Genomic DNA, 14,217 nt, shown 5'->3' on the forward strand with positions numbered 1-14,217 from the left:
CGTTTTAACGCCCGGCCGAGCCGGGCGTTTTTATTCCTGAAAGAAAATTGTCTTTTTTCAATAGGTTACTCATGAATCCTGATATCCCACTGCAGCTTCTCGGCGGTTTGACCGCGCGCCAGTTCATGCGCGACTACTGGCAGAAAAAACCGTTGCTGGTCCGTCAGGCCTTTACCGATTTCGAAAGCCCCATCGACGCCGACGAACTGGCCGGCCTGGCCCTGGAAGAGGAAGTCGAATCGCGCCTGGTCCTTGAACACGGCGAGACCCCGTGGGAGATGCGTCGCGGCCCGTTCACCGAGGAAACCTTCGGCACCCTGCCGGAGCGTGACTGGACCCTGCTGGTGCAGTCAGTCGACCAGTTCGTCCCGGAAGTCGCCGAGCTGCTGGAGCACTTCCGCTTCCTGCCGAGCTGGCGCATCGACGACGTGATGATCAGCTTCGCCGCACCGGGCGGCAGCGTCGGTCCGCACTTCGACAACTACGACGTGTTCCTGCTCCAGGGCCACGGCAAGCGCAACTGGAAGGTCGGGCAGATGTGCAACAGCGACAGCGCCCTGCTGGAGCATGCCGACCTGCGCATCCTTGCCGACTTCGAGCAGAGCGACGAGTGGGTCCTGGAGCCCGGCGACATGCTCTACCTGCCGCCACGCCTGGCCCACTACGGCGTTGCCGAAGACAACTGCCTGACTTACTCGGTGGGCTTCCGCGCGCCAAGCGCCGCCGAAGTGCTGACCCACTTCACCGATTTCCTCGGCCAGTTCCTCACCGATGAAGAGCGCTACAGCGACGCCGATGCCCAGCCGGTCAGCGACGATCCCCACCAGATCCAGCACGATGCCCTCGGCCGCCTGAAAAGCCTGCTCAACGAGCACATGGGCGACGAACGCCTGCTGCTGACCTGGTTCGGCCAGTTCATGACCGAGCCACGCTACCCGGAACTGGTCAGCGGCGAAGAACTGAGCGAGGAAGATCTGGTCGACAGCCTGGAACAGGGCGCGATCATCATCCGCAACCCGAGCGCACGCCTGGCCTGGTCGGAAGTGGACGACAACCTGCTGCTCTTCGCCAGCGGCCAGAGCCGCCTGCTGCCAGGCCATCTGCGTGAACTGCTGAAGCTGATCTGCGCCGCCGACGCCCTGCACATCGAGAACCTGGCCGACTGGCTGGGCGACGAAGCCGGCCTGGAACTGGTCTGCCAACTGGTCCAGCAAGGAAGCCTGGGGTTCGCCAATGAATAAGATCAAGGTCCGTCTGGCCGACTGGCACAAGGACAATGCCGATATCCGGCGCATTCGCGAGGCGGTATTCATCGCCGAGCAGAACGTGCCGCCGGAACTGGAATGGGATTCGGACGATAACGATGCGATCCACTTCCTTGCCGTCGAGGACGACTACGCCATCGGTACCGCACGCCTGCTGCAGGATGGCCAGATCGGCCGGGTTTCGGTACTCAAGGACTGGCGCGGGCTGAAAGTCGGCGATGCACTGATGCAGGCGGCCATCGTCGAGGCGCAGGACCGCGACCTGAGCCAGCAGATGCTGACGGCGCAGACCCATGCCACGGCGTTCTATGAGCGCCTGGGGTTCCGGGTGGTCAGCGAGGAGTTCCTGGAAGCCGGGATTCCGCACGTGGACATGGTACGAGACTCGAAACCGCTGTAACACGCCCTTCCCCGTAGGAGCGAGGCTTGCCCGCTCCTACGGGGATCCATGCCAACCCCCTTACAACTTTCACAATCTTTGCCATCATGTCCATTCCACCCGCGGAGATCATGGACATGCCGCTACGCCCCCTGCTCGCCTCCCTGCTTCTGTCGCTCAGCCTCAACGCGCTGGCCGCCACTGAAGTCCTGCCCCTGAACCACCGCACCAGTGCCGAAATCCTCCCCACCGCGCAAGCCTTCCTGGGCCGCGACGGCACCGTCAGCGCCTTCGAGAACAAACTTATCGTCAAGGCAGAACCCGGCAAGATCGACGAACTTCGCACACTTCTACGCGATCTTGACACAGCGCCGAAACGCCTGCTGATCAGCGTCGACAACAACGACAGCAACTTCCAGGACAACCGCGGCAACGCCCGGATCATCCGCTACGGCACCGCCAACCGCGATGGCGGCCTGCAGCAGGTGCAAGCCAGCGAAGGCACCCCGGCGCTGATCCAGATCGGCCAGAGCATTCCCGTCACCAGCACCCAGACCGACAGCTACGGACGCCTGCAAAGCCAGACCGAATACCGCAACGTCACCCAGGGCTTCTATGTCACCGCCAGCGTCGCCGGCGACACGGTGCATCTGAACATCAGCACCAACAACGACCGCATGAGCCAGGAGCGCCCGGATGTAGTGAAAGTACAAAGTACCGACACGAAGGTCACCGGCAGGCTCGGCGAATGGATCACGCTCGCGGGGTTCAATGCTCAAAGTCAGGCCGAACGCTCTACCTCGGCCCTCTCGTACTCGACCCAGCGCGGCGAAAACATGACATTGCGGGTAAAAGTCGACGAACTGGGCGCAGGCCAATGAAATCAAGGCCTCGACCAACGGCCTTGAAACTGACTGATGGGTCGCCTTAGACCAAAGATGTAGTGGAATGAAAAAACCACTACAAAACATTTGACGGCCTGAAATCGCAGAGGCATGATGGCCCCGCTCCCGCTAATCAGGGGCCCTGGCAAGGGCCTTCGGGTCGCGCCTCGAACCTACCCCCGAGGCCGATTCGTGTCTGTACAGCCCACAAGGCGCGTTTGACGAGATTACGACTGGAACGAAGTTGTCCCGAGGGACGGAAGCGCATCAAACGGTACACGGCATTCACTGATCGAAGCAGCACGGCATCCACGAGCCAACCTGCCCGGCAGTCGCCCGCACCTGCTCACTTCCTCCCCCGAGCCCATCGTTCAACGTCGCGATTTCGCCAGACGAGACTGATTCATCGCCAGCGTTCCTGAGCCGCGAGCATTCGGTGCTGCCCCTGTAAGAACAGCGCAGCCGACAGAGCGAACATTTTTCACCAAGACCTATGCGACGAGGTTTATTTCCATGGCACTGACACGCGAACAGCAAATTGCAGCCCTCGAAAAAGACTGGGCCGAGAACCCGCGCTGGAAAGGCGTGACCCGTACCTACACCGCTGCCGATGTCGTCCGTCTGCGTGGTTCGATCCAGCCAGAGCACACCCTGGCTCGCCTGGGTGCGGAAAAACTGTGGAACCTGGTGACCAAGGGCGCGCATCCGTCCTTCCGCCCTGAGAAAGATTTCGTCAACTGCATGGGCGCCCTGACCGGCGGCCAGGCTGTTCAACAGGTCAAGGCCGGTATCCAGGCCATCTACCTGTCCGGCTGGCAAGTGGCTGCCGACAACAACTCGGCCGAATCCATGTACCCAGACCAGTCCCTGTACCCAGTGGACTCGGTACCGACCGTGGTCAAGCGCATCAACAACTCGTTCCGCCGCGCCGACCAGATCCAGTGGAAAGCTGGCAAGAACCCAGGCGACGAAGGCTACGTCGACTACTTCGCGCCGATCGTGGCTGACGCCGAAGCCGGTTTCGGTGGCGTCCTGAACGCCTACGAGCTGATGAAGAACATGATCGAAGCAGGCGCCGCCGGCGTTCACTTCGAAGACCAGCTGGCTTCCGTGAAGAAGTGCGGCCACATGGGCGGCAAGGTACTGGTTCCAACCCAGGAAGCCGTGCAGAAGCTGACCGCTGCCCGTCTGGCGGCCGACGTTTCCGGCGTACCGACCATCATCCTGGCCCGTACCGACGCCAACGCCGCTGACCTGCTGACCAGCGACTGCGACCCGTACGACCAGCCGTTCGTGATCGGCGAGCGCACCCAGGAAGGTTTCTACAAGGTTCGTGCCGGCCTGGATCAAGCCATCGCCCGCGGCCTGGCCTACGCTCCTTACGCCGACCTGATCTGGTGCGAAACCGCCAAGCCGGACCTGGACGAAGCCCGTCGCTTCGCCGAAGCGATCAAGAAGGAATACCCGGACCAGATCCTGTCGTACAACTGCTCGCCTTCCTTCAACTGGAAGAAGAACCTGGACGACGCCACCATCGCCAAGTTCCAGCGCGAACTGTCGGCAATGGGCTACAAGCACCAGTTCATCACCCTGGCCGGCATCCACAACATGTGGCACGGCATGTTCAACCTGGCGCACGACTACGCCCGCAATGACATGACCGCCTACGTCAAGCTGCAGGAGCAGGAATTCGCTGACGCATCGAAAGGCTACACCTTCGTTGCTCACCAGCAGGAAGTCGGCACCGGCTACTTCGACGACATGACCACCGTGATCCAGGGCGGTTCGTCCTCGGTGACCGCGCTGACCGGCTCCACCGAAGAAGAGCAGTTCCACTGATTCAAACGCTGTAGCATTCGGGTAACACGCGAGGCCCGGGACCTGTGATGGGGTTCCGGGCCTCGTTTCATTTTCTCCCCGCACCTGCGTGTCGCGATCCTTTGGCTATGCTTGCACGCACGCCAGATCAAAGGACCGGCCATGCCCCGCTCCACACCCCTGCTCGCCCTCGCCCTGCTGGGCGGCGCCCTCTATCTATATGCACTGCACGCCGGCAGCCCCTGGCTGGCCCTGGCGGCAAAACCGATTCCGGTGCTGATGCTGCTGCTCTGGTTGGCCCGCGCGCCGGCAACGGCCTATCGCCACGCCGTCATGGCTGGACTGGGTCTGTCGATCGTCGGTGACCTGGCCCTGGCCTGGCCGGGGGACTGGTTCGTCGCTGGCCTGGCCGCGTTTCTCTGCGCCCACCTGGCGTATCTCTGGGCATACCTGGGCAGGAGGCGCCACCTCGCCGCCGGCGCCCTGCTGATCGCCGCGCTGTGTGGCGCCAGCCTGTTCGGCCTGCTGGCCTGGCACGGCCTCGGTGCGCTGCTGGTGCCAGTAGCGCTGTACGCCCTGACCATCAGTGCCATGCTCTGGCGCGCCCTCGCCTGCGGCGGCCTGGCCGGCATCGGCGCACTGAGCTTCGTGTTCTCCGACAGCCTGATCGGCATCGACCGCTTCGTCAGCCCGTTCGCTGCCGCGCCGTACCTGATCATCCTGTTCTACTGGCTCGGCCAGTGGGCGATCGCCGCCTCGGCGCAGCCGGCGACATCCGCCGAAACCTTGATCCAGAGCGCGACGGCACAGAACAAAAGCGTCTAGAACACGGCTGCAAGTAACTTGCGGGGCAAACAAGCAATGAACTTCTTAGTTGACTCGAACAGTCGGAATAACAGCAGGCCTGCAAATGATATCAATTATCATTCCGAAACTTGCCGTTCATTACGCCTGGAAAGAAACATAATTAACGAAACCGGCGACAATGCCCGAAATACAAGGCTTTCAGCGAGTTACGAAAGATTTTTGTTCTTAATCCTACGAATAAATTTGCAGCAGAAATTTTACTTGCACCCGGTTTACCCATAAAATCAGCGCGATAGATTCCGCTGCGACATATCGTCACTGCTCTACTTCTTTTCAAGCTCAGAGACCACGTGCTCTGTTAAGGATTCTCAGCATGCCCGATTCGACTGGACTGATCGCCCACAACTGGGGTTTTGCCATTTTCCTGTTGGGTGTCGTCGGCCTTTGCGCCTTCATGCTCGGCCTGTCCAGCCTGCTCGGCAGCAAGGCCTGGGGCCGCAGCAAGAACGAACCGTTCGAATCCGGCATGCTGCCCACCGGCGGCGCCCGCCTGCGCCTGTCGGCAAAATTCTATCTGGTCGCGATGCTGTTCGTGATCTTCGATATCGAAGCCCTCTTTCTCTTTGCATGGTCTGTGTCCGTCCGCGAAAGCGGCTGGACCGGATTCGTCGAAGCACTCGTTTTCATAGCAATTCTGTTGGCAGGTCTTGTCTACCTTTGGCGGGTCGGGGCGCTCGATTGGGCTCCCGTGGGTCGCCGCAAGCGGCAAGCGAAGCTGAAACAATGAGGCTTTGGCAATGCAATACAATCTCACCAGAATCGATCCGGATGCGCCCAACGAGCAGTATCCCATCGGAGAACGGGAAACCGTCTCCGATTCGCTGCTAGAGGACCAGGTCCACAAGAACATCTTCATGGGCAAGCTCGAAGATGTGCTCAGTGGCGCGGTCAACTGGGGTCGCAAGAACTCCCTGTGGCCGTACAACTTCGGCCTGTCCTGCTGCTACGTGGAGATGACCACGGCGTTCACCGCGCCGCACGACATCGCCCGTTTCGGCGCCGAAGTGATCCGGGCTTCACCGCGTCAGGCCGACTTCATGGTCATCGCCGGCACCTGCTTCATCAAGATGGCGCCGATCATCCAGCGCCTGTACGAGCAGATGCTGGAACCGAAGTGGGTCATTTCCATGGGTTCGTGCGCCAACTCCGGCGGCATGTACGACATCTACTCGGTCGTCCAGGGGGTCGACAAGTTCCTCCCCGTGGATGTCTACGTACCCGGCTGCCCGCCTCGCCCTGAAGCGTTCCTGCAAGGCCTGATGCTCTTGCAGGAATCGATTGGCCAGGAGCGACGCCCTCTTTCCTGGGTCGTCGGCGATCAAGGCGTGTACCGCGCCGAGATGCCGGCCCAGAAAGATCTGCGTCGTGAACAGCGCATGCAGGTGACCAACCTGCGCAGCCCCGACGAAGTCTGATCCAGCGACCTGCCGCCCGTTCCCAGGAACCGGCGGCCTGGCTTCATTCTCTACGTTGACCGAAAGCGACCGAGACCATGACAGCGGACACCGCTATTTATATTCCGCCTTACAAGGCTGACGACCAGGATGTGGTCGTCGAACTGCACAACCGTTTTGGCGCCGAGGCGTTCACCGCCCAGGAAACCCGCACCGGCATGCCGGTGCTGTGGGTTGACCGCGCCCGCCTCATCGAAGTGATGACCTTCCTGCGCAACGTCGCCAAGCCGTACAGCATGCTGTTCGACCTGCACGGCGTCGACGAGCGCCTGCGTACCCAGCGCCGCGGCCTGCCGGGTGCCGACTTCACCGTGTTCTACCACCTGCTCTCAGTGGAACGTAACAGCGACGTGATGATCAAGGTTTCCCTCAGCGAAACCGACCTGAGCGTGCCGACCGTCACCGGTATCTGGCCGAACGCCAACTGGTACGAGCGCGAAGTCTGGGACATGTTCGGCATCGACTTCCCGGGCCACCCGCACCTGACCCGCATCATGATGCCGCCGACCTGGGAAGGTCACCCGCTGCGCAAGGACTTCCCCGCCCGCGCCACCGAGTTCGACCCGTTCACCCTGAACCTGGCCAAGCAGCAACTGGAAGAAGAAGCCGCGCGCTTCAATCCGGAAGCCTGGGGCATGAAGCGTCAGGGCACGAACGAGGACTACATGTTCCTCAACCTCGGCCCGAACCACCCGTCCGCCCACGGTGCGTTCCGTATCGTCCTGCAGCTGGACGGTGAAGAGATCGTCGACTGCGTCCCGGACATCGGCTACCACCACCGTGGCGCCGAAAAGATGGCCGAGCGCCAGTCCTGGCACAGCTTCATCCCCTACACCGACCGCATCGACTACCTCGGCGGGGTGATGAACAACCTGCCGTACGTCCTCGCCGTCGAGAAGCTGGCCGGAATCAAGGTGCCGCAGAAGGTCGACACCATCCGCGTGATGCTCGCCGAATTCTTCCGCATCACCAGCCACCTGCTGTTCCTGGGTACCTACATCCAGGACGTCGGCGCCATGACCCCGGTGTTCTTCACCTTCACCGACCGTCAGCGCGCCTACACCGTGATCGAGGCCATCACCGGCTTCCGTCTGCACCCGGCCTGGTACCGCATCGGTGGCGTCGCCCACGACCTGCCGCGCGGCTGGGACAAGCTGGTCAAGGACTTCGTCGAATGGCTGCCCAAGCGCCTCGACGAGTACACCAAGGCCGCCCTGCAGAACAGCATCCTCAAGGGCCGCACCATCGGCGTTGCCCAGTACAACACCAAGGAAGCCCTGGCCTGGGGCGTTACCGGTGCCGGCCTGCGTTCCACCGGCCTGGACTTCGACCTGCGCAAGGCCCGCCCTTACTCCGGCTACGAGAACTTCGAGTTCGAAGTGCCGCTGGCCCACAACGGCGATGCCTACGATCGCTGCATGGTCCGTGTCGAGGAGATGCGCCAGAGTATCCGCATCATCGACCAGTGCCTGCGCAACATGCCGGAAGGCCCGTACAAGGCGGATCACCCGCTGACCACGCCGCCGCCGAAAGAGCGCACCCTGCAGCACATCGAAACCCTGATCACCCACTTCCTGCAGGTTTCGTGGGGCCCGGTCATGCCGGCCAACGAGTCCTTCCAGATGATCGAGGCGACCAAGGGCATCAACAGTTACTACCTGACGAGCGACGGCGGCACCATGAGCTACCGCACCCGGATTCGCACGCCGAGCTACCCGCACCTGCAGCAGATCCCTTCGGTGATCCGCGGCAGCATGGTCGCGGACCTCATCGCGTACCTGGGCAGTATCGACTTCGTTATGGCTGACGTGGACCGCTAAGCATGAACAGCACGCTTATCCAAACCGACCGTTTCGCCCTGAGCGAAACCGAGCGCTCGGCCATCGAGCACGAGATGCATCACTACGAGGACCCGCGCGCGGCGTCCATCGAAGCCCTGAAGATCGTCCAGAAGCAGCGCGGCTGGGTGCCGGACGGCGCTATCCACGCCATCGGCGAGATCCTCGGTATCCCGGCCAGCGACGTCGAAGGCGTGGCTACCTTCTATAGTCAGATCTTCCGCCAGCCGGTCGGTCGCCACATCATCCGCGTCTGCGACAGCATGGTCTGCTACATCGGCGGCCACGAGTCCGTGGTCGGCCAGATCCAGAGCGAACTGGGCATCGGCCTCGGCCAGACCACCCCGGACGGCCGTTTCACCCTGCTGCCGGTGTGCTGCCTGGGCAACTGCGACAAGGCCCCGGCGCTGATGATCGACGACGACACCTTCGGCGACGTGCAGCCGGCCGGTGTAGCCAAACTGCTGGAGGGTTACGTATGACCATCACTTCCTTCGGCCCGGCCAACCGCATCGCGCGCAGTGCCGAGACCCATCCGCTGACCTGGCGTCTGCGCGATGACGGCGAACCGGTATGGCTCGACGAATACCAGGCGAAGAATGGCTATGCCGCGGCACGCAAGGCCTTCGCCCAGATGTCCCAGGACGACATCGTCCAGACCGTCAAGGACTCCGGCCTCAAGGGCCGCGGCGGTGCGGGCTTCCCCACCGGCGTGAAGTGGGGCCTGATGCCGAAAGACGAATCCATGAACATCCGCTACCTGCTGTGCAACGCGGACGAAATGGAGCCGAACACCTGGAAGGACCGCATGCTGATGGAGCAACAGCCCCATCTGCTGGTCGAGGGCATGCTGATCAGCGCCCGCGCCCTCAAGGCCTACCGCGGCTACATCTTCCTGCGTGGCGAATACACCACCGCCGCGCGCAACCTCAACCGCGCCATCGACGAAGCCAAGGCCGCCGGCCTGCTGGGCAAGAACATCCTCGGCAGCGGTTTCGATTTCGAGCTGTTCGTGCACACCGGTGCCGGCCGCTACATCTGCGGTGAAGAAACCGCGCTGATCAACTCGCTGGAAGGCCGCCGCGCCAACCCGCGCTCCAAGCCGCCCTTCCCCGCCGCCGTCGGCGTCTGGGGCAAGCCGACCTGCGTCAACAACGTCGAGACCCTGTGCAACGTGCCGGCGATCGTCGATGGCGGCGTCGACTGGTACAAGTCGCTGGCCCGCGAAGGCAGCGAAGACCACGGCACCAAGCTGATGGGCTTCTCCGGCAAGGTGAAGAACCCCGGCCTGTGGGAACTGCCGTTCGGCGTCACCGCCCGCGAGCTGTTCGAGGACTACGCCGGCGGCATGCGCGACGGCTACAAGCTCAAGTGCTGGCAGCCAGGCGGCGCCGGTACCGGCTTCCTCCTGCCCGAGCACCTCGATGCACAGATGTACGCCGGTGGCATCGCCAAGGTCGGCACCCGGATGGGTACCGGCCTGGCCATGGCCGTGGACGACAGCATCAGCATGGTCTCCCTGCTGCGCAACATGGAAGAGTTCTTCGCCCGCGAATCCTGCGGCTGGTGCACCCCGTGCCGCGACGGCCTGCCATGGAGCGTGAAGATGCTGCGCGCACTGGAGAAAGGCCAGGGCAAGCGCGAGGACATCGACACCCTGCTGCAGTTGGTCAATTTCCTCGGCCCAGGCCGCACCTTCTGTGCTCACGCACCCGGTGCCGTCGAGCCGCTGGGCAGTGCCATCAAATACTTCCGTCCGGAGTTCGAGGCCGGTGTCGCCAGCAATCCTGCTGCCGAGACCCTGAGCCCGAACCTGGCCAAGCCTCTCCAGGCCGGGCCGATTGTGGTCGGCGCATAACAAGATGAAAAAGCGGAGGGTCCGTGCCCTCCGCCAGCCGCGCAGGCTCGCCCGACTTGGTCGCGCGAGCCGCGGGCTCACCGATTTCCATTAGCCACACCCGCTCACGCGGGCCAACGAAGAACTTTGAACCATGGCCACTATCCACGTAGACGGCAAAGCGCTCGAAGTCAACGGTGCGGACAACCTGTTACAGGCGTGTCTGTCGCTCGGCCTCGACATCCCCTATTTCTGCTGGCACCCGGCGCTCGGTAGCGTCGGCGCCTGCCGGCAGTGCGCGGTCAAGCAGTACACCGACGAGAACGACACCCGTGGTCGTATCGTCATGTCCTGCATGACCCCTGCCTCCGACGGCACCTGGATTTCCATCGACGACGACGAGTCCAAGGCGTTCCGCGCCAGCGTCGTCGAATGGCTGATGACCAACCACCCGCACGACTGCCCGGTCTGCGAGGAAGGCGGTCACTGCCACCTGCAGGACATGACGGTAATGACCGGCCACAACGAGCGCCGTTACCGTTTCACCAAGCGTACCCACCAGAACCAGGAACTCGGCCCGTTCATCGCCCACGAGATGAACCGCTGCATCGCCTGCTATCGCTGCGTGCGCTACTACAAGGACTACGCCGGCGGTACCGACCTGGGCGTCTACGGTGCCCACGACAACGTCTACTTCGGCCGCGTCGAGGACGGTGCCCTGGAGAGCGAGTTCTCCGGCAACCTGACCGAGGTCTGCCCGACCGGTGTGTTCACCGACAAGACCCACTCCGAGCGCTACAACCGCAAGTGGGACATGCAGTTCGCCCCGAGCATCTGCCACGGTTGCTCCAGCGGCTGCAACATCAGCCCCGGTGAGCGCTACGGCGAACTGCGCCGCATCGAGAACCGCTTCAACGGTTCGGTCAACCAGTACTTCCTCTGCGACCGCGGCCGCTTCGGCTACGGCTACGTCAACCGTGCCGACCGCCCGCGCCAGCCATTGCTCGCCGATGGCAGCAAGCTGGGCCTGGACGCCGCCCTGGACAAGGCCGCCGACCTGCTGCGCGGCCGTACCATCGTCGGTATCGGCTCGCCACGCGCCAGCCTGGAAAGCAACTACGGCCTGCGCGAGCTGGTCGGTGCCGAGTACTTCTACTCGGGTATGGAAGCCGCAGAGCTTGCGCGCGTGCGCCTGGTCCTGCAGGTGCTGAACGACAGCCCGCTGCCGGTCCCGACCCTGCGCGACATCGAGGACCACGACGCCGTGTTCGTCCTCGGCGAAGACCTGACCCAGACCGCTGCCCGCGTCGCCCTGGCCGTGCGCCAGGCCACCAAGGGCAAGGCCGAGGCCATGGCCGAAGCGATGAAAGTGCAACCGTGGCTCGACGCCGCGGTGAAGAACATCGGCCAGCACGCGCTGTACCCGCTGTTCATCGCCAGCCTGGCCGAGACCAAGCTGGATGACGTCGCCGAAGAATGCGTGCACGCCGCTCCCGCCGACCTCGCCCGTATCGGTTTCGCCGTGGCCCACGCCATCGACCCGAGCGCCCCGGCCGTCGAAGGCCTGGACGCCGAGGCCCTGGAACTGGCCAAGCGCATTGCCGACGCCCTGGTCGCCGCCAAGCGTCCGCTGATCGTTTCCGGTGGCTCGCTGGGCGAAAAAGCCCTGATCGAAGCCGCGGCCAACATCGCCAAGGCCCTGAAGCTGCGTGAAAAAGCCGGCTCCCTGAGCCTGGTGGTGCCGGAAGCCAACAGCATCGGCATGGCCATGTTCGGTGGCGACTCCGTCGACGCCGCCCTCGACGCCGTGATTTCCGGCAAGGCCGACGCCATCGTCGTCCTGGAAAACGACCTGTACAGCCGCGTGCCGGCCGCCAAGGTCGATGCCGCCTTCGCTGCCGCCAAAGTCATCATCGTTGCCGATCACTCGAAGACCGCGACCACCGACCGCGCCCACCTGGTGCTGCCGGCCGCCTCCTTCGCCGAAGGCGACGGCACCCTGGTCAGCCAGGAAGGCCGCGCCCAGCGCTTCTTCCAGGTATTCGATCCGACCTACCTGGACAGCAGCATCCTGGTTCACGAAGGCTGGCGCTGGATGCACGCCCTGCGTGCAACCCTGCTGAACAAGCCGGTGGACTGGACCCAGCTGGACCAGGTCACCAGCGCCTGCGCCAGCGTCGCGCCGCAACTGGCCGGCATCGTCAACGCCGCGCCGTCCGCCGCGTTCCGCATCAAGGGCATGAAACTGGCGCGCGAACCGCTGCGCTACTCCGGTCGTACCGCCATGCGCGCCAACATCAGCGTGCACGAACCGCGTACCCCGCAGGACAAGGACACCGCCTTCGCCTTCTCCATGGAAGGCTACTCGGGTTCCGCCGAACCGCGTTCCCAGGTGCCGTTCGCCTGGTCGCCGGGCTGGAACTCGCCGCAAGCCTGGAACAAGTTCCAGGACGAGGTCGGTGGCCACCTGCGCGCCGGCGATCCAGGCACCCGCCTGATCGAGTCGCAAGGCGATCGCCTGAACTGGTTCGCCAGCGTTCCGGGCGCCTTCGCCCCGGCCCGCGGTACCTGGAAAGCGGTGCCGTTCTACCACCTGTTCGGCAGCGAAGAGAACTCTTCCCGCGCCGCCCCGGTGCAGGAACGCATCCCGCAGCCTTACGTCGCGCTGGCCAAGTCGGAAGCCGATCGCCTGGGCGTCAACGAAGGTGCCCTGCTCAGCCTGAACGTAGCCGGCCAGACCCTGCGCCTGCCGCTGCGTATCAATGAAGAACTGGGCGCTGGCCTGGTTGCCCTGCCGAAAGGCCTGGCCGGTATTCCGCCAGCCATCTTCGGTGCATCCGTCGAAGGCCTGCAGGAGGCAGCACAATGAGCTGGTTCACCCCCGAAGTGATCGATGTGATCATCGCCGTCCTCAAGGCCATCGTGGTCCTGCTGGCGGTGGTGGTCTGCGGTGCGCTGCTCAGCTTCGTCGAGCGGCGCCTGCTGGGCTGGTGGCAGGACCGCTACGGTCCGAACCGCGTCGGCCCGTTCGGCATGTTCCAGATCGCCGCCGACATGCTGAAGATGTTCTTCAAGGAAGACTGGAACCCGCCCTTCGTCGACCGCATGATCTTCACCCTGGCCCCGGTGGTCGCCATGAGCGCGCTGCTGATCGCCTTCGTGATCATCCCGATCACCCCGACCTGGGGTGTCGCGGACCTGAACATCGGCCTGCTGTTCTTCTTCGCCATGGCCGGTCTGTCGGTGTACGCCGTACTGTTCGCCGGCTGGTCGTCGAACAACAAGTACGCCCTGCTCGGCAGCCTGCGTGCCTCCGCCCAGACCGTGTCCTATGAAGTGTTCATGGGCCTGGCGCTGATGGGCGTGGTGGTCCAGGCCGGTTCGTTCAACATGCGCGACATCGTCGACTACCAGGCACAGAACCTGTGGTTCATCATTCCGCAGTTCTTCGGCTTCTGTACCTTCTTCATCGCTGGCGTCGCCGTGACTCACCGTCACCCGTTCGACCAGCCGGAAGCGGAGCAGGAACTGGCCGACGGTTACCACATCGAGTATGCCGGCATGAAATGGGGCATGTTCTTCGTCGGCGAGTACATCGGCATCATCCTGATCTCGGCGCTGCTGGTAACCCTGTTCTTCGGTGGTTGGCACGGTCCGTTCGATCTGCTGCCGCAGATCCCGTTCGTGTGGTTCGCCCTGAAAACCGGTTTCTTCATCATGCTGTTCATCCTGCTGCGCGCTTCGATCCCGCGCCCGCGCTATGACCAGGTGATGGACTTCAGCTGGAAGTTCTGCCTGCCGCTGACCCTGATCAATTTGCTGGTGACCGCTGCGATCGTGTTGCTCAACACGCCAGCTGTTGCGGCCCAGTGAGG

The 14,217-nt window shown here is 63.3% G+C and carries 12 protein-coding genes; all 12 read left to right on the top strand.

The window, feature by feature from the left end; translation table 11 throughout:
* Nucleotides 1–71 precede the first annotated feature (71 nt).
* Nucleotides 72–1,241: a ribosomal protein uL16 3-hydroxylase gene (locus CHB99_RS13295; RefSeq protein ID WP_042125461.1), complete on the top strand. Its 1,170-nt coding sequence runs from the start codon at nt 72–74 to the stop codon at nt 1,239–1,241.
* Entirely contained in the window at nt 1,234–1,665 is a 432-nt protein-coding gene (locus CHB99_RS13300) for a GNAT family N-acetyltransferase (RefSeq protein ID WP_042125463.1), read from the top strand. Before CHB99_RS13295 ends, CHB99_RS13300 begins: the two co-directional genes overlap by 8 nt.
* 116 nt (nt 1,666–1,781) lie before the next feature.
* Nucleotides 1,782–2,525, top strand: a complete 744-nt coding sequence (locus CHB99_RS13305) for a secretin N-terminal domain-containing protein (protein WP_245655609.1) — start codon at nt 1,782–1,784, stop codon at nt 2,523–2,525.
* Nucleotides 2,526–3,041: 516 nt separating this feature from the next.
* On the top strand, nt 3,042–4,367 hold the full coding sequence (gene aceA / locus CHB99_RS13310; protein WP_042125467.1) for an isocitrate lyase: 1,326 nt from the start codon (nt 3,042–3,044) through the stop codon (nt 4,365–4,367).
* A 141-nt stretch (nt 4,368–4,508) separates the two neighbouring features.
* A complete protein-coding gene (locus tag CHB99_RS13315; protein WP_042125469.1) occupies nt 4,509–5,171 on the top strand; it encodes a lysoplasmalogenase in 663 nt (220 codons plus the stop codon).
* A 355-nt stretch (nt 5,172–5,526) separates the two neighbouring features.
* Nucleotides 5,527–5,940, top strand: a complete 414-nt coding sequence (locus CHB99_RS13320; protein ID WP_009400986.1) for an NADH-quinone oxidoreductase subunit A — start codon at nt 5,527–5,529, stop codon at nt 5,938–5,940.
* A 10-nt stretch (nt 5,941–5,950) separates the two neighbouring features.
* Nucleotides 5,951–6,628: an NADH-quinone oxidoreductase subunit B gene (locus CHB99_RS13325; RefSeq protein ID WP_042125472.1), complete on the top strand. Its 678-nt coding sequence runs from the start codon at nt 5,951–5,953 to the stop codon at nt 6,626–6,628.
* 77 nt (nt 6,629–6,705) lie between these two features.
* Nucleotides 6,706–8,487: an NADH-quinone oxidoreductase subunit C/D gene (gene nuoC / locus CHB99_RS13330; protein WP_042125474.1), complete on the top strand. Its 1,782-nt coding sequence runs from the start codon at nt 6,706–6,708 to the stop codon at nt 8,485–8,487.
* Between the two features lie 2 nt (nt 8,488–8,489).
* Nucleotides 8,490–8,987, top strand: coding sequence for an NADH-quinone oxidoreductase subunit NuoE (nuoE, locus tag CHB99_RS13335; protein ID WP_042125476.1), 498 nt, complete (start codon nt 8,490–8,492; stop codon nt 8,985–8,987).
* Entirely contained in the window at nt 8,984–10,363 is a 1,380-nt protein-coding gene (gene nuoF, locus CHB99_RS13340) for an NADH-quinone oxidoreductase subunit NuoF (RefSeq protein ID WP_042125477.1), read from the top strand. Before nuoE ends, nuoF begins: the two co-directional genes overlap by 4 nt.
* A 133-nt stretch (nt 10,364–10,496) precedes the next feature.
* Entirely contained in the window at nt 10,497–13,211 is a 2,715-nt protein-coding gene (gene nuoG / locus CHB99_RS13345) for an NADH-quinone oxidoreductase subunit NuoG (RefSeq protein WP_042125479.1), read from the top strand.
* The gene (gene nuoH, locus CHB99_RS13350; RefSeq protein WP_042125481.1) at nt 13,208–14,215 is read left to right on the top strand and encodes an NADH-quinone oxidoreductase subunit NuoH; all 1,008 of its coding nucleotides are present in this window, start codon (nt 13,208–13,210) and stop codon (nt 14,213–14,215) included. The genes nuoG and nuoH overlap by 4 nt, the downstream gene beginning before the upstream one ends.
* Nucleotides 14,216–14,217 lie beyond the last annotated feature (2 nt).

The organism is Pseudomonas japonica, assembly GCF_900188455.1.
Taxonomy (GTDB): Bacteria; Pseudomonadota; Gammaproteobacteria; order Pseudomonadales; family Pseudomonadaceae; genus Aquipseudomonas; species Aquipseudomonas japonica.